The organism is Streptomyces sp. HSS9-12 (assembly GCF_054963655.1).
This window is the reverse complement of the sequence record NZ_JBUEGC010000011.1, coordinates 17,842-35,284: the sequence shown is the minus strand read 5'-3', so window position 1 is coordinate 35,284 and position 17,443 is coordinate 17,842. Positions and strand designations below refer to the sequence as shown.

The following is a 17,443-nucleotide window of genomic DNA, read 5'->3' as shown; positions in this document are numbered from 1 at the left end:
ATCAGTTCCCGCGGCCCGTAGGGGTCGTGCGTTCGCGCCCTGCCTCCACTCCCTGCCGCTGCGTCATGTCTCGACGGACGCGAAGGACGGGAGTGCGGGTGCCCCCACATGTGCAGGCACATGCCAGGACGAGATTCACACCGGACGACATCCACACTCGGCGAATCCGACCATATATGGATGAACCTGGCGAACCCGGGAGTGCGGCGGCGGCGCAGTCGGGCGGGTAACGGGAGCGGGCGCGCGTCAGGGGCGCACGGGGTGCGCGGCGGATGCGTCCAGCGGGGCGCTCGGCGCGGGCACACCCTGGCCGGAGAGGCTCGCGCCGAAGGGGTAGTCGTGAACCTTGCGCCAGTGGCTGTCCGCGCCCTGCTCGTACAGGGCGAAGCCGCCGGCGATCCAGTCGGCGGTGTACTCCGCCAGCTCCTCGAACGCCCGGTCCAGCGCCTCGTCGGGGATGCCGTGGGCGACCGTCACATGCGGGTGGTACGGGAACTGGAGTTCGCGCTGCACCGGCCCCGAGCGGACGCGCTCCTGCAGCTCGGTGCACTCCTCGACGCCCTCGGCGAGCTTGACGTAGACCACCGGGGAGAGCGGCCGGAAGGTGCCCGTGCCGGCGAGCCGCATCCGGAAGGGGCGGCCCGCGGCGGCGACCATCGCGAGGTGGCGGCGGAAGGCCGGGAGCGCCGCGGCCTCCACCTCGGTGGGCGGGAGAAGAGTGATGTGCGTGGGGATGCCGGGGGCGGCGGGGTCCCCGAAGCCCGCACGCCGCTCCTGGAGCAGGCTGCCGTATGGCTCCGGGACCGCGATCGAAACGCCGAGCGTTACGGTCCCCACGTCGTTCTCCTCTGCTGGTCTGCCGCGGTCCCTGTCAGTGTGGCGGGTAGGCCCCCGGGGTGCGAGCGTCGTCGGTCCTTCGCGCACCGGCCGAGGGCCCCTTCTCACGGATTCCCTCGGGCGCGGCGCGGCGTCTCAGTGCTTGGCCGGGAGGAAGCCCACCTTGTCGTACGCCTGAGCCAGGGTCTCGGCGGCGACCGTACGGGCCTTCTCCGCGCCCTTGGCGAGGATGGAGTCCAGCGTCTCCGGGTCGTCGAGGAACTCCTGGGTGCGGGCCCGGAAGGGGGTCACCCATTCGACGACGATGTCGGCCAGGTCCGTCTTGAGCGCACCGTAGCCCTTGCCCGCGTACCGCTGCTCGAGTTCCGCGATACCGGTGCCGGTGAGCGTGGAGTAGATGGTGAGCAGGTTGCTGATGCCGGGCTTGTTGACCACGTCGTAGCGGATCTCGGTGCCGGTGTCGGTCACCGCGCTCTTGATCTTCTTGGCGGATACCCGGGGCTCGTCGAGGAGGTTGATGATGCCCTTCGGCCCGGAGGCCGATTTGCTCATCTTGATCGTCGGGTCCTGCAGGTCGAAGATCTTCGCCGTCTCCTTGACGATGTACGGCTCCGGGACGGTGAAGGTGTGGCCGAACCGGCCGTTGAAGCGCTCCGCGAGATCGCGGGTGAGCTCGATGTGCTGGCGCTGGTCCTCACCGACGGGGACGGCGTTGGCCTGGTACAGCAGGATGTCGGCGATCTGCAGGATCGGGTAGGTGAACAGGCCGACGGTCGCCCGGTCCGAACCCTGCTTGGCGGACTTGTCCTTGAACTGCGTCATACGGGAGGCCTCGCCGAACCCGGTAAGGCAGTTCATCACCCAGCCGAGCTGTGCGTGCTCGGGGACATGGCTCTGGACGAAGAGGGTGCAGCGGTCGGGGTCGAGACCGGCGCCGAGGAGCTGCGCGGCGGCCAGCCGGGTGTTGGCGCGCAGCTCGGCCGGGTCCTGCGGCATGGTGATCGCGTGCAGGTCCACGACCATGTAGAACGCGTCGTGGGTCTCCTGCAGCGCCACCCACTGCCGGACCGCGCCCAGGTAGTTGCCGAGGTGGAACGAGCCGGCGGTGGGCTGGATACCGGAGAGCACTCGCGGACGCTGCTGCATGGCGGAGCCATTCCCCTGAGGGTGCTGGTGGGTGACGGGTGGGTCGAAGGCCATGTCCCCCATTCTCTCAGGTGTGGAACCGTTCTCCGGCCTCCGGTGTAGGAAGAGTGTGAGGACGATGGAGGGGAGCAGCCGCCTCGCCGAGGGGGAGGCCGCGGTGATCGCGCGCGTGCGTGCCGGGGAGCGCGAGGCGTACGCCGATCTGGTGCGGGCGCATACGCGGATCGCGCACCGCACCGCGGTCCTGCTGGGAGCTGGGGCGGACGCGGAGGACGTGGTGCAGAGCGCCTTCCTGAAGGCGTACGAGTCGTTGGGGCGCTTTCGGGAGGGGGCGGCGTTCCGGCCATGGTTGCTGAGGATCGTCGCCAATGAGACCAGGAACACAGTGCGGTCGGCCCGCCGGCTGCGTACGGCGGTGGGGCGCGAGGCGGCGCTGGTGGAGGCCGAGCCGCTGATACCGGAGTCGGCGGATCCGGCCGCGGTGGCGGTGGCAGGCGAGCGGCGGGCACAACTGCTGGCCGCGCTGGACGAGCTGAGCGGCCCGCAGCGGCAGGTGGTGATCTACCGCTATCTGCTGGATCTGGATGAGGCGGAGACGGCCCAGGCGCTGGGCTGTCCGCGCGGCACGGTGAAGTCCCGGCTGAACCGGGCGCTGCGGCGGCTGGAGGAACTGCTGGGCCCTGAAGCGGCGGTGGCGGCGGCCGGGGAGCCGGCGGTGGCCGGGGCTGTGACGGTGCGGGGACGACGACGGCGGGGGCGTGAGGGGTGTGACAGCAGTGACCGGAGAGGTGACGGGCATGGGTGGACGGCCAGGCAGCGCCGAGCGGCCGGAGCAACGGCCGGCGGATGAGCAGCGGCTCGCGGATGAGCAACGGCAGCCGGATGCGGGGGCGCTGCCGGATGAGCTCCGGGCGCTCGGGCGGGAGCTGCGGATACCGCCGGTGGATGAGCAGACGGTGGTGGAGAGGGTGCTGGCGAGCCTGCTCGAGGCGCCGCCGCCCGCCGCGTCCCCCGGCCGGGGCATACGGATACGTCTCGGGGCCCGGGATCGGCGGCGGGCTGCGGACGCCTAGGCCTCAGGCCGTCGGAAGGCCGGGGGCGGGGAACGCGGCCATCAGCTCGGCAACCTCCGCGCGGATGGTGGTGAGCGTGTCCTCGTCGCCGGTGCGGGCGGCGGTCACCCCCCGGTCGATCCAGTCGGCGATGAGCGGCATGTGGTCGGTGCCCAGACCGCGGGAGGTCAGGGACGGGGTGCCGATCCGCAGGCCGGACGGGTCGAACGGCTTGCGCGGGTCGAAGGGCACGGTGTTGTAGTTCGTCACGATGCCCGCCCGGTCCAGGGCCTTCGCGGCGACCTTGCCCGGCACCTCCTTGGCGGTGAGGTCCATCAGGATGAGGTGGTTGTCCGTACCGCCGGAGACCAGGTCGAAGCCACGCTCCAACAGCGCCTCCGCCAGCGCCTTGGCGTTGTTCACCACGGCATGGGCGTAGTCACGGAAGGAGGGCTGGGCGGCCTCGTGGAGGGCGACGGCGATGGCCGCGGTGGTGTGGTTGTGCGGGCCGCCCTGCAGGCCGGGGAAGACCGCCTTGTCGATCGCCTTGGCGTGGCTCTCCCGGGACATCAGCATCGCGCCGCGCGGGCCGCGCAGTGTCTTGTGCGTGGTCGTGGAGATGACATCGGCGTGCGGGATCGGGGAGGGGTGCGCACCGCCCGCCACCAGGCCGGCGATATGGGCGATGTCGGCGACGAGCACCGCGTCGACCTCGCGGGCGATCTCGCCGAAGGCAGCGAAGTCGATCGTCCGGGGCACGGCCGTGCCACCACAGAAGATGATCTTCGGTCGCTCCTTGACGGCGAGTTCCCGCACCTCGTCGAAGTCGATGAGGCCGTTGTCCGCGCGCACGCCGTACTGGACGCCGCGGAACCACTTGCCCGTGACGGAGACACCCCAGCCATGGGTGAGATGGCCGCCCATGGGGAGGGACATGCCCAGCACCGTGTCGCCAGGCTCCGCGAACGCCAGGTAGACGGCCAGGTTGGCGGGCGAGCCGGAGTAGGGCTGGACGTTGGCGTGCTCGACGCCGAAGAGAGCCTTCGCGCGGTCCACCGCGAGGCTCTCGATGGGGTCGATGTTCTGCTGGCCCTCGTAGTAGCGCTTGCCCGGGTAGCCCTCGCTGTACTTGTTGGTCAGGACGGTGCCGGTGGCTTCCAGCACGGCCTGGGAGGCATAGTTCTCACTGGGGATCAGCCGCAGGGTCTCCGACTGCAGCCGCTCCTCCGCCCCGATCAGCGCGGCGAGCTCGGGATCCGAGGCGTAGAGGGCGGGATGGGACAGCGGAAGGCTCATGGCGTCCTCCGGGACGATCCGTCTATCGGTTCACGACTGTCGGTTCACGTTCCCGGGGTGCTTGGGGGCACCCCCGTGCCGAAGGCTACGGGGGAGTCGGCACCTCGTGGTGGTGGCCACACATCGCTCCCTCGTGGTCGCTTCCACGTTCGCCAGTGGCAATGTGCACCGCCAGTCTAGAGGGGGGCGTTCACCGAAAGGACTCTTCGCAAAATGGCCGGTCAGCGATAGAAATGAGCCCGGAACCGCCGCTACACCGAACGGAGCAGCCGTGACGACTACGGAACGCAGCATCGCCGCCGCCGAGGCGCACAGCGCGCACAACTACCACCCGCTGCCAGTCGTCGTCGCCTCGGCGGAGGGCGCGTGGATGACCGATGTCGAGGGCCGCCGCTACCTCGACATGCTCGCCGGCTACTCCGCGCTCAACTTCGGCCACGGCAACCGGCGGCTGATCGACGCCGCCAAGGCCCAGCTGGAGCGGGTCACCCTCACCTCCCGCGCCTTCCACCACGACCGGTTCGCCGACTTCTGCACCCAGCTGGCCGAGCTGTGCGGCATGGAGATGGTCCTGCCGATGAACACCGGCGCGGAGGCCGTCGAGACCGCGGTCAAGACGGCCCGCAAGTGGGGCTACCAGGTCAAGGGCGTCCCGGCCAACCAGGCGAAGATCGTCGTCGCGGCGAACAACTTCCATGGCCGTACGACCACGATCATCAGCTTCTCCACCGATCCCGAGGCGCGCGCCGGCTTCGGCCCGTACACCCCCGGCTTCGAGATCGTGCCCTACGGCGACCTCACCGCGCTCGAGGACGCCGTCACCGACAACACGGTGGCCGTACTGCTGGAGCCGATCCAGGGCGAGGCGGGGGTGCTGGTGCCGCCGGCCGGCTACCTCGCGGGCGTGCGGGAGCTGACCCGCGCCCGGAACGTGCTGTTCATCGCAGACGAGATCCAGTCCGGTCTCGGCCGCACCGGCCGGACGTTCGCCTGCGAGCACGAAGCCGTCGTCCCCGACATGTACGTCCTGGGCAAGGCGCTCGGCGGCGGGGTGGTCCCGGTCTCCGCCGTGGTGTCCTCCCGCGAGGTCCTGGGCATCTACCGCCCCGGCGAGCACGGCTCCACCTTCGGCGGGAACCCCCTCGCCTGTGCGGTCGCGCTGGAAGTGATCGCCATGCTGCGCACCGGTGAGTATCAGCAGCGCGCCACCGAGCTGGGCGAGCATCTGCACCATGAGCTGGGCCTGCTGGTGGGCGGCGGCGCGGTGGAGGCGGTGCGCGGCCGCGGCCTGTGGGCCGGGGTGGACATCGCCCCGAGCCACGGCACCGGCCGGCAGATCTCCGAGAAGCTGATGGACGAGGGCGTGCTGGTGAAGGACACCCACGGCAGCACGATCCGGATCGCCCCGCCGCTGGTCATCAGCAAGGAGGACCTGGACTGGGGCCTCGACCGGCTCCGCGAGGTACTCAGCTCCTGACAGCGGTTCGGCCCCCGCTGCCCGGCCTGCGGGCCGGGCAGCCGGGGCCGCCCGCATTCATCCGCAAGAGGGCGTTTCCTCTGGGCCACTTACTCACCAGGTAGGCAGCCACGTCTGACGCCGCATCAGATCGCTGCCCGCGCACAGCAGGCACTGGCCCTCGGGATTGGTAACCGTCGATAATCCTGAGCGCTGTATTTGGGTGGTTCGACGAGACACTCTTCACGCTCTGTGACGATGAAATGCTGTGGGACGTGCACGGACAGTGCTCTTTGGATGCGCGAAGACTGCATCCACCAGCCGCAGGGGACATGTTGAGAGAGTTGGCCTGCATCGCGCCAGAGGTCCGGGACCGGCTCGTCGTTCGGTTCGGAGCCCAGGTGCTCGCCTGGTGTGACGAGTTGCCGGCTCTCGTGAACGAACTCGCTGCCCGCTGGAATCTGGATCTTGTCGCGGCGGGTGGGGGAGGCACCTCGCGGGTGTTCCGCTGCTTCAAGCGTGACACCGGCACCTCAGCGTGGCTAAAAACCACGCCGGAGCCCGGGATTGCCCGGGAGGAAGCCGAAGCCCTGCGGGCCTGGGCAAAGACGCCGTCGGTTGTCACGCTGCTGGCACAAGATCTGGCCGCCGGGGCCCTGCTGCTGGAGGACGTGGAGCCGGGAGTGCAAGTGAGGCAGCGTGCCTGGAATTTGGCCGAGGTCGCGGCGCTGCTGCGGGACCTGCGGGTCTCTCCTCCCGCGCCGGGTGAGCACTCGGTACTGCGACCTCTCTCACACCGCGTCGACTTCCTGTTCGACTTGACCGACCGCAGGCTGGCGGCAGCCGACGTGAACGACCTGGCTGCCTCGGCGGTGCTTCGGCAGGCCCGAGCGGCAGCCCTGGAACTCGCTGCCGACGGGCCCGTGGGACTTGTGCATGGTGATCTTCATCCAGCCAACGTGCTGTCCGGTCCGGACGCCCGCATGGTGGCGATCGATCCGAGGCCCGCGCGGGGCGACCCGGACTTCGACGCCGTGGACTGGGTGCTTGAGGGAGCTGCGGATTTCGCCGTGCTGGAGCAAAGGATCGAGGAGCTGGCGGCGCTGGTTCCCGGCCAGTCTCCTCATCGTGTGCTGGGTTGGTGCCGAGCCCTGGCCGCCCTCATCGCAGTCCCCAGAATGTGCGCGGGGCGGGACGACGCGGAGACCCAGTTCCTTATGGCCCTGGCCGGCGGTTGATCCGCCCGGCGGCTTCAGCGGCGGCCGCAGCGTGCGCAGGTGCGTATGTGCCACCGCTCGTACTTATCGCGGCTGTCGTAGGCCGGGCTCACGAGTCGGGAGTTACACCGATGACGGTACAGTAGCCGCGGGCCCGTACGGTCGGGTCCGGCCTGGAGCCACACCTATGACTCCAGGCGGGACGGGCCATGTGCGCGGGCTACGCCGCTCCTCCGGTCCCGGCCCGAGTTCGGCGGCGCGGGCCCGGCGGATGAAGGTCCCAGCTTGACCACGACGAGCCCCTCTCCCGCCGCCAGTCGCCGGGAATACGGTGTGGGGGGATGGTCGAGGGTGGTTATCGGGCCCGCGCCTTGAAGGGCGTCTGGTGAGGGAGAGGCTGTGATGGACACCGTGTACGCGCGCAGGCGGGCTGTTGCCCGGTTGCTGGCCGTGTGCGCGGTGCTGTTCGGCCTGTTCCTCATGCACGGTGCTCCGGCCACGGCCGCCAGTGGTTGTCACGATGCGATGCCCGTGTCCGCCTCCGTGGAGCACGTCGGGCAGGCCGACAGCGGGCGTCATGGCGTTACCGCGATGCCCCCGGCCGCCACCAGCCATGCGCCACCGCATGCCGCGCCGCAGACGGGATCTGGTGGGCACGGTGCCCAGTGTGTGGCGACCCCAGCGCGTGACCGGCTGCTGTTGCCGCCGGTGTGGGCTCTGGCAGCTGTGGCCGTCGCGGTGTTGTCTGTGGGGGTGCTGGCCGGGCGCGGGTTGGCAGCCGGGGAGGCCGGCCGACGTGGCCCACCTGGTGGCGGGCGGGAGCTGCTGCTGAGAGTCTGCATCGCGCGGAGGTGACAGGACCTCGCTCGAGCCCGGATTGGTGCGGGCTTCGGGCCAGGTGTCCTGATCACCCGCGCGCCCGTAGGGCGCGCACACCTCGAAAGCAATGTGTGATGTCGTTCACTTCTCGTCTCACCTCCCGCCATCGTGCCCTGTCCGCAGCGGGTACGGCCGTCGTCCTGGCGACGACGCTGGCGGCCTGCGGATCGTCGAAAGACTCCGACTCGTCCATGTCCGGCATGGAGCACGGTTCCAAGCCCTCCGCCTCGGCCTCCTCGGCCGGTACGGGCCAGGATCACGGTTCCATGCCGGGTATGGACCACGGCAGCATGGGCGACGGTCTGGCCGACGCCAAGGACGGCTACAAGCTGACCTCCACCACCATGAAGCTCCCGGCGGGCAAGGAGGCCGCATACAGGTTCCGGATCACCGGTGAGGACGGCAAGCCGGTCACCGGCTTCGCCGTGGACCAGACGAAGCGGATGCACTTCTACGCCATCCGCTCGGACCTGACCGGCTTCCAGCACCTGCACCCCACCATGGGCGATGACGGCACGTGGACCGCCGACCTCGCGGCTTTGAAGCCGGGGAAGTGGCGCGTGTACGCCTCCTTCATCCCGGACAGCGGCCCTGGCAAGGGCAAGGACTTCGTCCTCAGCCGCACCGTCACCGCTCCCGGCGACGCGCGGCAGGCCCCGCTGCCCACCGCGGCCGACAGCGCCGACGTCGACGGCTACACGGTCACCGTCAGGGGCGATCTCATGGCCGGCATGACCCACCCGATGACCGTCAGCATCAGCAGGGACGGCAAGCCGGTCACCGACCTGCAGCCCTACTTGGAGACCTACGCTCACCTGACGGCCTTCCACAAGGGCGACCAGGCGTTCGCCCATCTCCACCCGCAGACCAGGGTGGAGGGCGACAAGGGCGGACCGGACCTGGCCTTCCAGGCCATGCTGCCCAAGTCCGGCAACTGGCGGCTGTTCCTGCAGTTCCAGACCGGCGGCACGCTGCACACCGCCGCGCTCACCCTGCGCGTCAGCTGATACGCCCCCCGCTGGGGGCGGCACCGCGGTACTGTCCCCAGCGGACATTCACTGTGTCGTCGCGGTGGGCGAGCTGGTGGCCAGCATGGTGCGCATCTGGATGATCTCGGCCGTCTGGGTGGTGACGATGTCGGCGGCCATCTTCTTGGCCGGGCCGTAGGCGCCGTGCTGTTGTTCGACCTTGGCCATGTCGATGGCGCCCTGGTGGTGCTTGATCATCATGGTGAGGAACATGGTGTCGAAGCCGCTGCCGGAAGCCTTTTTGAGCTGGTGCATGTCGTGGTCACTCATCATGCCGGGCATCGCCGAGGCATTGTGGCCCATGCCTTCCATGCCGTGGGGCACCTGCTCGCCCCAGGCTTTCAGCCAGGCGGTCATGGTCTGGATCTCGGGCTTCTGTTCCTTCTGGATCTTCCGGGCGAAGGCTTTGACCTTGGTGGAGGAGGCGCGTTCCTCGGCCATATCGGCCATGGCGATGGCCTGGCGGTGGTGCGGGATCATCTGCTGGGCGAAGGTGACATCGGCCCGGTTATGCCGTGCGGCGGGCGCGGAGGCCGGGGCGGACGCGGTAGGGGTGGGCCTCGGTGTGCTGGCAGAGCTGCCGCCGTCGCTGCCGCAGGCAGCCAGGACAAGTGCCGTGACCATGGTCGCGGCGGCCACGGCCGCGTGGCGGGGCAGGGAGCGGTCGATGTTCATGGGACGGGCTCCTGGAGGTGCGCGGCGGGGGGAGGGTGTGTGATCTACCTGTACGCGGCCTCTGCAGGACTGGTGGCGGCGCCGCGCCGCAAGGAAGCGTTCTTCATCCTGGCCCGCCGGGGTCATCTGGCGGGTGGCCGGTTGCTGGTGGCCGACACGGGCGGGGCGGTCGTGCGGTGGCGGATCAGGTAGGGCCAGAAGGCGCGGGTGCGGGAGGCGTAGGCGGTCCACCTGTCGCCGAACCGGCGGGCGACTTCGCCCTCTTCGCTGCGGGCCAGGCGGATGTACACGTACACCAGGACGGGGAACATGATCAGGGTGGGGATGGTGGGCCACTGGAGCAGGAACCCGATCATGACCAGCAGCAGCCCGTCGTACTGCGGGTGCCGCACGCGGGCATAGGGGCCGGTGGTGGCCAGGGTGTCGTGCTGGACGGCGGTGTGCAGGACTCTCCAGGCGGCGGCGATGAGCCAGAAGCCTGCACCGATGGCGACATAACTGGCGAGGTGGAAGGGGGCCAGGCTCCGGCCGTCTCGCCGGTGGCCACCGGCCGGCCCACCCGGGAGAACAGGGCCTTGAGCGGTTCGGGACCCAGCCGCAGACGCGCCCGGCCGATCGCCGCCGTGGTCGGCACCCCCCACGTTCTCTGCCACCGGCGCGCGTGCTCCAGTCCGTGGGTCAGCAGCCGCGCGACCTCCTCATAACCCTGGCCGGAGAACAGACACATCGCGAGCACGAAGTAGACCACCACCCGCGCGGGCAGCAGTCGATGCCGCTGCTCGACCCGCCCGCACTCGGCCACCACCTCATCGACCAACTCAGGCGGGAACGCCCGTGTCAGCACACCGATCGCGATCCGATCCGACAACCGCTCATCCGCTGACGACTTCACCTGTCCGGGCCTTGGCACACCCCACCCAACGACCCAAAGAGCCCAAAATCACCGGTATCGGTATTGCGTCTAGGGGGATGGTGCACCTGGTGGCGATCCTCGGAGGGTCGCCAGGCGGCGGTGGTATTCCTCGTCGTCGATCTCGCCGCGTGCGTACCGCTCGGCGAGGATCTGCTCGGGGCTGCCGGGCGGGGGCGTCTTGTGCCAGGCGGTGGGCCCGCCACCTGGCGGGGTGGGGCGGGCCAGGGCCCGGTAGAGCAGGACGCCGATGGCGATGATCAGCGCCCAGAACACCACCATGCTGATCGACATCGCGAACCAGCCCCAGCCGTTCATGCCATGGCCGTACCAGAACATCGTTCCCGCCTCACTTCCCCAGACCAGCCGCGGAACCAGGCGTTCATCAGGCCCGCTTTCCCTGCTCTCATCGTCGCTCGCGCCTGCCGGGTGTGCTGGGGCCTGCCGGGCCCGGCCGGTGGGCCGGTCAGCCCCTACCGGGTACCCGTGCCAGCGAACGAGGCTGGGGACAGGGGTCGGAAAGGAATGCCTGCCATGAACGTCCTGGATCTCGTGGTGATTGCCGCCGCGGTTGTCGTGGTCGCCGGGCTGGGCTGGTATTTCTTCGGGCCGCGCCGGGCCCGCACCGCGACCGTCGAGGGCGGGGTGCAGCGCGTCGGCATCACGGTGCGCGGCGGCTACAGCCCGAACGTCATCCGGGTGCGCCAGGGCATGCCGGTGGAGCTGGTCTTCGACCGGCGGGAGTCCGGGGAGTGCACCTCGCGGGTGGTCTTCCCCGACCTGCGGGTCAGTGCGGGCCTGCCCGCCCACACGCGCACCACCGTGCGGCTGAGGCCCCAGAAGGCCGGGTCCTTCGGGTTCGCCTGCGGGATGAACATGATCCACGGAACGCTGCTGGTCGGCCCGGCCGCGCCCCCGCAGGGCGGCGGCGGGCAGACCTCCGCCCACGGTGGCCAGGCTCCGCCCACCACAGCCAGGCCGACCGGCTCGCCACCGGAGGGCGAGAGCGCGGCGGGCGCGGAGGCGGCGGCGGCCGCTGAGCGGCGTGGGGAGATCGCGGACCTGACCCGGCGGGTCGCGGTGGGCGCGGTGCTGACGCTGCCGGTGCTCGTCGCGGTCATGGCGCATGAGCTGTTCGGTGCTGTCTGGGTGCCGGCATGGATGCTGAACCACTGGTTCCAGCTGGCGCTGGTCACGCCCGTGATGTTCTACACCGGCCGTCCGATCCACACCACCGGCTGGCTGGCCCTGCGGCACCGCTCGGCCGACATGAACTCCCTGATCACCCTGGGCACGACCGCCGCCTACGGCTACAGCCTGCTGGTCACCCTTGCCCCGTTCTGGTTCCCGGCCGGGGTCCGCGCGGTGTATTACGAGGCGGTCGGGGTGATCCTCACCCTGATCCTGCTGGGCCGGCTGCTGGAGGCCCGGGCCAAGGCTGGAACCGGCGAGGCCATCCGGGCCCTGCTTGGGCTGCGGGCCCGCACCGCCCGTGTGATGCGCGACGGCGCCCCGGTGGAGATCCCGGTCGACGAGGTCACGGTTGGCGATGAGCTGCTGATCCGCCCCGGGGAGAAGGTGCCGGTTGATGGCGAAGTCCTCTCCGGCTCTTCGGCGGTGGATGAATCCATGGTCACCGGTGAACCGATGCCAGTCACCAAACACCCCGGGGACACCGTCATCGGCGCCACCGTCAACGGCACCGGATCCTTGCGGGTGCGCGCGGCCAAGGTCGGCGCCGACACCATGCTGGCCCAGATCATCCGCCTGGTTCAGCAGGCCCAGGCGTCCAAGGCCCCGATCCAGCGGCTCGCCGACGCCGTCTCCGCCTACTTCGTCCCCGCCGTGATCGCCATCGCGGTCGCCACCTTCGCCGTCTGGTTCACCCTCGGCCCCGCCCCGGCCCTGACCCTCGCCCTGGTCTCCGCCGTCGCCGTACTGATCATCGCCTGCCCCTGCGCGCTGGGCCTGGCCACCCCCCTGTCAGTCATGGTCGGCACCGGCAAAGGCGCACAGGCAGGCATCCTCATCCGCTCCGCCGAGGCCCTGGAGACCGCCCACAGGCTCGATACCATCGTGCTGGACAAGACCGGCACCGTCACCGCAGGCAAGCCCGTCCTCACCGACGTGCACCCGACCAACGGCCACGACGAGAGCGAACTGCTGGCGCTCGTGGCGGCCACCGAGGAGATGAGCGAACACCCCCTGGCAACCGCGATCGTGGCCGGAGCCCGCCAGCGGGGCCTGGACCTCCCGGCAGCCGACGCCTTCGACTCGGTCACCGGCAAAGGCGTCCACGCCACCGCGGACGGCCACACCATCCTGGTCGGCACCGCCCGCCTGCTCCGCGACGCCCACATCAACACCGGTCCGCTCGATGGCGTCGCGGCCGACCTGTCGGCCCAGGGCAAAACCCCCGTGCTCGCCGCCATCGACGGAGCACCCGCCGGGATACTCGCCGTCGCCGACACCGTCAAGGACGACTCCGCCGCCGCCATCACCGCCCTGCAGCAGCTCGGCCTGGACGTCGTCATCATCACCGGCGACAACTCCCGCACCGCCGGGGCCATCGCCCGCCAGGTCGGCGTGGCCCGGGTACTGTCCGAGGTGCTGCCCGAACACAAGGCCGACGAGATACGCCGCCTGCAGGGCCAGGGACGCACGGTCGGCATGGTCGGCGACGGCATCAACGACGCCCCCGCCCTGGCCGCCGCCGACGTCGGACTCGCCATCGGCACCGGCACCGACATCGCCATCGAAGCCGCCGACATCACCCTCATCTCCGGCTCCCTCAGCGGCGTTGTCACCGCGATCCGGCTCTCCCGGACCACCATGCGCAACATCCGCCAGAACCTGTTCTTCGCCCTGATCTACAACGCCATCGGCGTCCCCGTCGCCGCCGGCGCCCTCTACCCCCTGTGGGGCATCCGCCTCAGCCCCGTCCTCGCCGCCGCCGCCATGGCCCTGTCCTCCCTGTCGGTCGTCACCAACTCCAACCGCCTGCGCCACTGGCACACCACCCCGCCACCACACACACCCGCCCGCGCCGAGCCTCACGCGTAGTCCACCGCACGCCGCACCCAGACCGCGAGCGGCACCCGCGAAGGAGACCCGCCGCGATGACCACCGCCCACCACCGCACCACCCGGGAACCGGCACCGCCCGGATACACGGGCCACAAGCCCGACCACCTGGCCCGGCTCCACAAGATCGAAGGCCAGACCCGCGGCGTCACCCGCATGGTCGCCGACGACCGGTACTGCATCGACATACTCACCCAGATCAGCGCCGTCACCCACGCCCTGCAGCAAGTCGCCCTCGGCCTCCTGGAAGACCACATACGCCACTGCATCACCACCGCCGCCCGGGCGGACCCGGCCCACGCTGAGGAGAAGCTCGACGAACTCACCTTCGCACTGCACCGCACGCTCCGACTGTGAACCGGCAAAACGGCCCCGCAGGGTTGGCGTCCCCGCTGTCATTCGCAGAAACGACCCTTTGTAAGAGCAAGATCGAAACCGGACCGCCGGGCGCCTCTTGATCTTCGATCGGTTCTCAGAACTCGTTCTCACGCAAAAGCGGGAACAACCCCCTTCTGAGAACTACATTGTGCGAAGATCCGGGGCCATGACGGACCCTCACGACCCCCCGCCATCCGACGCGGACCACGTCGAGCGCCACCCCTGCCCCCGCTGCGGCGTCCAGCCCGGCTCGCCCTGCCGCTCGCGCGGCGGCGCGGTCGCCGGCGCCTACCACACCGGCCGGTTCACCAAGGTGCCCCGACTCGCGAAGCTGCTCCGGGTGCCCACCCCGGCGGACCGCGGCCCGGATAGCCGTGGCGGCCCGGCACCCCGCCCCCGGCCCCCGTCACCGAGGACACCCCGGGCGCGGACATCCGCATCGGCTACGCCCGCTGGCCCGGCCTCTACGACCCCACCGGTCCGGGGAAGCTGCTGTTCGCATTCTTCGCGGCGATGGCGGAGACCGAGCGGGAGAACATCCGGGAGTCGACGCTGGAAGGGCTCGACACCGCCGCCCGCAAGGGCAAGCACGGCGGCCGGCCGCCGGTCATCACCGACGACATGCTCCACACCGTCCTGCGGCGGAGGGCAAACGGGGAATCCGTCGATCAGATCCAGCCGGACCTGATCATCCCCACGGGCAAGCGCAAAGGACAGAACCCGTCCGTGGCCAGCATCTACCGGGCGCTCGCCGAGCATGCCAAGCGCGAGGCGTACCCCGAAGCCGTCGCCCAGGCCCACGCCGACTTCGCCGCCCTCCAAGCCGGTGAACTCCCCGGCCCGCGCACAGCGACGACAGAGCCCGCTGGGTAACGCGGTACTGCGTCAGCGGCTACCGCTAATTTCCGTTCCGATACTCCCCAAGGGCCGCACTGGCGAGGTGGCCGCGTCGGCCTACCCAGCGGGGCAAGGTTGCTGTCCGTGCTGTACGCCTCGGGTCGGTCCCAAGTGCCCCCGCTGTCACGTGACACGCGCCGCGTCAGAAGAGGTTCAATCATCGTCGCCCCGAGCCGGAAGCCGGTAACCCCGCGATTCGGCGATACGGAGAGCGTCGCGGAGGCATTCGCAGAGCCTCTGCATGACGTACCGGCACTCATCGGGCTCCAGGCGGTCCGCGTTGTCGAGCATTGCCCGGGACAGCTCCATTACCGCCTGGGCCGCACTCAGTTGCTCCGCCTCGATACGGTCCGCCAGGCGCGCGATGAAGCCATTCGGCGAGTCGTCGGGCGTATAGGTCGGCTTGCCGTCGGGAGACAACCAGGGAAGCAGGCGCAGTCGGGTGGTGTCGCTCATGCGCCCACCGCCATGTAGTCCTGACCCCATGCCGCCAGCGCGAGAGCTCGACGCCTTTCCCGCTGCGCCTTGGCTTCCTGCTCGCGCTCGTATGCCAGAACGTAGGGGCGTACCAGCGGCAGGGAGTCCACTCCGATCACGTCCAGTACCGGGCGTGTGGTCACCACGAGCGTGCGCGGCAGCGGGGGCGGGACGCGCCGGGCCGGTTGTGTCGGCACAGGTGCGCGTCGCTTCCCATGAGCGGGCAGGAAGGCGCTCAAGAGCGCGGCCAGTAGGCTTCGCATTGTCGTTCGCTCCTCTTTAGCGATCGGCCACAGCCCCGGGACGGTTGCCACGTCGCCGGGGCACCTTTGCGTTCTGAGGATACGCGTATTCGCGTATTCGCGGTCGCGTGAGTACGGATATCCGCGCATGCTCGCCGTATGGATCTTGACCGTGGCAAGCCCGTGTGGCCTCAGGTGCGCGACGAACTGCGCCGACGAATCGACGCTGGCACCTATCCGGCGGGCGAGCGGTTCCCTGCGGTCAATGACCTTGCCGCCGAGTTCGAGGTAGCGCCGTCCACGATTCAGAAGGCTGTCGCGGCACTGCGCGCTGAGGGCAAGCTCCGCACCGTGCTGGGGCAAGGGTCGTTCGTTGCTGAGTAGTCGCCTGCCGAGGGGGCACAATCCCCGCTGCCGGTCATAGCGGAACTCGCCGTCGTAGTCGTCCTCCAGGACCAGCCCGCCCACGCGCCACGCCTGGTCCACGGCGGCCGCCCGACGGCCGCGACAGCTCCTCCGTCGCTCGCCGCGCTCGTCAACGCGCTCAGCGGTAGGGTGCGCAGCCCGGCCCGGTCAGGACGTTCCAGTGGAAGTCGAGCCCGCACGACTCCACGGGCGGCGGCATCCGCCTGATCACCGTCATCAACAGCTGGAACCGGATCGCCGTGACCACGCGCATGCCTCCCGGCCAGTACACGGCGGGCCAGTACAAGGGCCTGGCATGACCACCGGCCTGGCATAACCACGGGTCTGGCATAACCACGGGTCTGGCATGACCACGGGTCTGGCCCGGAACGACGCACCGCGTTCCGGGCCAGACGTATGGGGGCCGGACCTGGGAGGGTCCAGCCGTACAGGACCTGTGCACCTGTGAGAAGCCGGCCGGCGGTCAGCGCATCCACGCCTTCCACACGTCCGGGTTCTCCTTCACCCAGCGCTCCGCCGCCTCCTGCGGAGACAGCTTGTCCGACGCGATCATCTCGGAGACCTCGTTCTGCGCCTCCTTGGTCCACTGGAAGCGCTTCAGGAACTCGGCCGCCTTGCCGCCGTTCTTCTCGAAGCCGGCGTTGAGGTACTTCTGCAGCGGAGTCCGCGGATACGCGCAGTCGATGGCCTTCGGGTCCTTGGCCGCGCACGCGTCCGTGTACTCCGGCAGCTTCACCTCCACCATCGGCACCTGGTTGAACAGCCACTGCGGCTCGTACCAGTACGTCAGGAAGGGCTTCTTCTCCTTGGCGAACTGCTTGATCTGGGTGATCTGCGCTGCCTCGGAGCCGGCGAAGACGACCTGGTAGTTCAGCTTCAGGTTCTTCACCAGCGCCTTGTCGTTGGTGACGTACGACGGGGAGCCGTCCAGGAGCTGGCCCTTGCTGCCGCTCTCCGGCGTACGCAGCTGGTCCGCGTACTTGTTGAGGTTCTTCCAGTCGGTGACGTCCGGGTGCTTGTCCGCCCAGTACTTGGGCACGTACCAGCCGATGTGGCCGGTGACACCGAGGTCGCCGCCGGGCGCGATCGTCTTCTTGTCCTTGACGTATCGCTGCTCCTGGTCCGGGTGTCCCCAGTCCTCCAGGATCGCGTCGACGCGGCCCTGGCTGAGCGCGTCCCAGGCCGGGACCTCGTCAACCTGGACGGTGTCCACGCGGTAGCCGAGCTTGTGCTCGAGCAGATACTGCGCGACGGCCACGTTCGCCTGTGCGCCCACCCACGACTGGACGGACAACGTGACGGTCTTGGCGCCCTGAGCGCCGGCGTACGGCGACGCCTGCTTGGTCATGTCCGCCGCGCCGCAGCCGGTCGCGGTGAGGGCGATCGCCGCTGCGAGCAGAGCCCCCATGGTGGCCCTGGTCTGCATACGAGGCAGCGTCCGCAT

18 protein-coding genes and 3 pseudogenes are annotated in these 17,443 nt (G+C 69.9%); 10 read left to right on the top strand and 11 right to left on the bottom strand.

Annotation, left to right across the window (positions count from 1 at the left end; all coding sequences use genetic code 11):
* Positions 1 to 246: 246 nt before the first annotated feature.
* Positions 247 to 837: a 2'-5' RNA ligase family protein gene (locus ACY34J_RS08175; protein ID WP_462725914.1), complete on the bottom strand. Its 591-nt coding sequence runs from the start codon at positions 835 to 837 to the stop codon at positions 247 to 249.
* Between the two features lie 135 nt (positions 838 to 972).
* Positions 973 to 1,983 carry a tryptophan--tRNA ligase gene (gene trpS, locus ACY34J_RS08170; RefSeq protein WP_462725952.1) on the bottom strand — a complete coding sequence of 337 codons (1,011 nt, stop codon included), beginning with the start codon at positions 1,981 to 1,983 and terminating at the stop codon, positions 973 to 975.
* Positions 1,984 to 2,092: 109 nt separating this feature from the next.
* Here trpS and ACY34J_RS08165 point away from each other — a divergent pair.
* Positions 2,093 to 2,692, top strand: a pseudogene (locus tag ACY34J_RS08165) (RNA polymerase sigma factor); the annotation flags it as partial.
* 88 nt (positions 2,693 to 2,780) lie between these two features.
* Positions 2,781 to 3,056 carry a hypothetical protein gene (locus ACY34J_RS08160; protein ID WP_462725915.1) on the top strand — a complete coding sequence of 92 codons (276 nt, stop codon included), beginning with the start codon at positions 2,781 to 2,783 and terminating at the stop codon, positions 3,054 to 3,056.
* Positions 3,057 to 3,059: 3 nt separating this feature from the next.
* Here the strand turns inward: ACY34J_RS08160 and ACY34J_RS08155 are convergent, their stop codons facing one another.
* A complete protein-coding gene (locus ACY34J_RS08155; protein WP_462725916.1) occupies positions 3,060 to 4,331 on the bottom strand; it encodes a serine hydroxymethyltransferase in 1,272 nt (423 codons plus the stop codon).
* Between the two features lie 271 nt (positions 4,332 to 4,602).
* Here ACY34J_RS08155 and rocD point away from each other — a divergent pair, with 271 nt between their 5' ends.
* From rocD to ACY34J_RS08140, 3 genes are all read left to right on the top strand, one after another.
* Positions 4,603 to 5,808: an ornithine--oxo-acid transaminase gene (gene rocD, locus ACY34J_RS08150; RefSeq protein ID WP_462725917.1), complete on the top strand. Its 1,206-nt coding sequence runs from the start codon at positions 4,603 to 4,605 to the stop codon at positions 5,806 to 5,808.
* Between the two features lie 242 nt (positions 5,809 to 6,050).
* Complete coding sequence (locus ACY34J_RS08145; RefSeq protein ID WP_462725918.1) at positions 6,051 to 7,025, top strand: aminoglycoside phosphotransferase family protein; 975 nt, start codon at positions 6,051 to 6,053, stop codon at positions 7,023 to 7,025.
* Positions 7,026 to 7,957: 932 nt separating this feature from the next.
* Positions 7,958 to 8,890 carry a hypothetical protein gene (locus tag ACY34J_RS08140; RefSeq protein ID WP_462725919.1) on the top strand — a complete coding sequence of 311 codons (933 nt, stop codon included), beginning with the start codon at positions 7,958 to 7,960 and terminating at the stop codon, positions 8,888 to 8,890.
* 48 nt (positions 8,891 to 8,938) lie between these two features.
* Here the strand turns inward: ACY34J_RS08140 and ACY34J_RS08135 are convergent, their stop codons facing one another.
* The 4 genes from ACY34J_RS08135 to ACY34J_RS08120 all read right to left on the bottom strand — a co-directional run bounded on the left by ACY34J_RS08135 (position 8,939) and on the right by ACY34J_RS08120 (position 10,835).
* Positions 8,939 to 9,586, bottom strand: a complete 648-nt coding sequence (locus tag ACY34J_RS08135; RefSeq protein WP_462725920.1) for a DUF305 domain-containing protein — start codon at positions 9,584 to 9,586, stop codon at positions 8,939 to 8,941.
* A gap of 122 nt (positions 9,587 to 9,708) precedes the next feature.
* Positions 9,709 to 10,005 (bottom strand): methyltransferase family protein, encoded by a 297-nt coding sequence (locus ACY34J_RS08130; protein WP_462761944.1) that lies wholly within the window; start codon positions 10,003 to 10,005, stop codon positions 9,709 to 9,711.
* Positions 9,939 to 10,388, bottom strand: coding sequence for a transposase domain-containing protein (locus ACY34J_RS08125; protein WP_462761943.1), 450 nt, complete (start codon positions 10,386 to 10,388; stop codon positions 9,939 to 9,941). The genes ACY34J_RS08130 and ACY34J_RS08125 overlap by 67 nt, the downstream gene beginning before the upstream one ends.
* Positions 10,389 to 10,547: 159 nt before the next feature.
* Positions 10,548 to 10,835, bottom strand: a complete 288-nt coding sequence (locus ACY34J_RS08120; RefSeq protein WP_462725921.1) for an SHOCT domain-containing protein — start codon at positions 10,833 to 10,835, stop codon at positions 10,548 to 10,550.
* 195 nt (positions 10,836 to 11,030) lie between these two features.
* On the opposite strand from ACY34J_RS08120, the gene ACY34J_RS08115 reads away from it, so the two are divergent.
* The 4 genes and pseudogenes from ACY34J_RS08115 to ACY34J_RS08100 all read left to right on the top strand — a co-directional run bounded on the left by ACY34J_RS08115 (position 11,031) and on the right by ACY34J_RS08100 (position 14,830).
* Positions 11,031 to 13,559, top strand: coding sequence for a heavy metal translocating P-type ATPase (locus ACY34J_RS08115; protein ID WP_462725922.1), 2,529 nt, complete (start codon positions 11,031 to 11,033; stop codon positions 13,557 to 13,559).
* Positions 13,560 to 13,615: 56 nt separating this feature from the next.
* A complete protein-coding gene (locus ACY34J_RS08110) occupies positions 13,616 to 13,936 on the top strand; it encodes a metal-sensitive transcriptional regulator (RefSeq protein ID WP_462725923.1) in 321 nt (106 codons plus the stop codon).
* 187 nt (positions 13,937 to 14,123) lie between these two features.
* A pseudogene (locus tag ACY34J_RS08105) lies at positions 14,124 to 14,249 on the top strand (zinc finger domain-containing protein); the annotation flags it as partial.
* A gap of 221 nt (positions 14,250 to 14,470) precedes the next feature.
* Complete coding sequence (locus ACY34J_RS08100) at positions 14,471 to 14,830, top strand: hypothetical protein (RefSeq protein WP_462725924.1); 360 nt, start codon at positions 14,471 to 14,473, stop codon at positions 14,828 to 14,830.
* Positions 14,831 to 15,007: 177 nt separating this feature from the next.
* On the opposite strand, the gene ACY34J_RS08095 is transcribed toward ACY34J_RS08100, so the two are convergent.
* Together ACY34J_RS08095 and ACY34J_RS08090 are read right to left on the bottom strand one after the other, a co-directional pair.
* Positions 15,008 to 15,310, bottom strand: coding sequence for a hypothetical protein (locus ACY34J_RS08095; protein ID WP_462725925.1), 303 nt, complete (start codon positions 15,308 to 15,310; stop codon positions 15,008 to 15,010).
* Entirely contained in the window at positions 15,307 to 15,474 is a 168-nt protein-coding gene (locus ACY34J_RS08090) for a hypothetical protein (RefSeq protein ID WP_462725959.1), read from the bottom strand. Before ACY34J_RS08090 ends, ACY34J_RS08095 begins: the two co-directional genes overlap by 4 nt.
* Positions 15,475 to 15,732: 258 nt before the next feature.
* Here ACY34J_RS08090 and ACY34J_RS08085 point away from each other — a divergent pair, with 258 nt between their 5' ends.
* A complete protein-coding gene (locus ACY34J_RS08085; RefSeq protein WP_462725955.1) occupies positions 15,733 to 15,957 on the top strand; it encodes a GntR family transcriptional regulator in 225 nt (74 codons plus the stop codon).
* Positions 15,958 to 15,984: 27 nt separating this feature from the next.
* On the opposite strand, the pseudogene ACY34J_RS08080 reads toward ACY34J_RS08085, so the two are convergent.
* Positions 15,985 to 16,186: pseudogene (locus ACY34J_RS08080) on the bottom strand (PLP-dependent aminotransferase family protein); the annotation flags it as partial.
* 276 nt (positions 16,187 to 16,462) lie between these two features.
* Positions 16,463 to 17,425: an ABC transporter substrate-binding protein gene (locus tag ACY34J_RS08075; RefSeq protein WP_462725956.1), complete on the bottom strand. Its 963-nt coding sequence runs from the start codon at positions 17,423 to 17,425 to the stop codon at positions 16,463 to 16,465.
* Positions 17,426 to 17,443 lie beyond the last annotated feature (18 nt).

Coding starts and splice junctions, on each gene's coding strand:
- ACY34J_RS08085 (WP_462725955.1), top strand. CDS start 15,733: ATGGATCTTGACCGTGGCAAGCCCGTGTGGCCTCAGGTGCGCGACGAA.
- ACY34J_RS08120 (WP_462725921.1), bottom strand. CDS start 10,835: ATGTTCTGGTACGGCCATGGCATGAACGGCTGGGGCTGGTTCGCGATG.
- ACY34J_RS08160 (WP_462725915.1), top strand. CDS start 2,781: ATGGGTGGACGGCCAGGCAGCGCCGAGCGGCCGGAGCAACGGCCGGCG.
- ACY34J_RS08145 (WP_462725918.1), top strand. CDS start 6,051: ATGCTGTGGGACGTGCACGGACAGTGCTCTTTGGATGCGCGAAGACTG.
- ACY34J_RS08115 (WP_462725922.1), top strand. CDS start 11,031: ATGAACGTCCTGGATCTCGTGGTGATTGCCGCCGCGGTTGTCGTGGTC.
- ACY34J_RS08075 (WP_462725956.1), bottom strand. CDS start 17,425: ATGCAGACCAGGGCCACCATGGGGGCTCTGCTCGCAGCGGCGATCGCC.
- ACY34J_RS08110 (WP_462725923.1), top strand. CDS start 13,616: ATGACCACCGCCCACCACCGCACCACCCGGGAACCGGCACCGCCCGGA.
- ACY34J_RS08140 (WP_462725919.1), top strand. CDS start 7,958: ATGTCGTTCACTTCTCGTCTCACCTCCCGCCATCGTGCCCTGTCCGCA.
- trpS (WP_462725952.1), bottom strand. CDS start 1,983: ATGCAGCAGCGTCCGCGAGTGCTCTCCGGTATCCAGCCCACCGCCGGC.
- ACY34J_RS08095 (WP_462725925.1), bottom strand. CDS start 15,310: ATGAGCGACACCACCCGACTGCGCCTGCTTCCCTGGTTGTCTCCCGAC.
- ACY34J_RS08100 (WP_462725924.1), top strand. CDS start 14,471: ATGGCGGAGACCGAGCGGGAGAACATCCGGGAGTCGACGCTGGAAGGG.
- ACY34J_RS08135 (WP_462725920.1), bottom strand. CDS start 9,586: ATGAACATCGACCGCTCCCTGCCCCGCCACGCGGCCGTGGCCGCCGCG.
- ACY34J_RS08155 (WP_462725916.1), bottom strand. CDS start 4,331: ATGAGCCTTCCGCTGTCCCATCCCGCCCTCTACGCCTCGGATCCCGAG.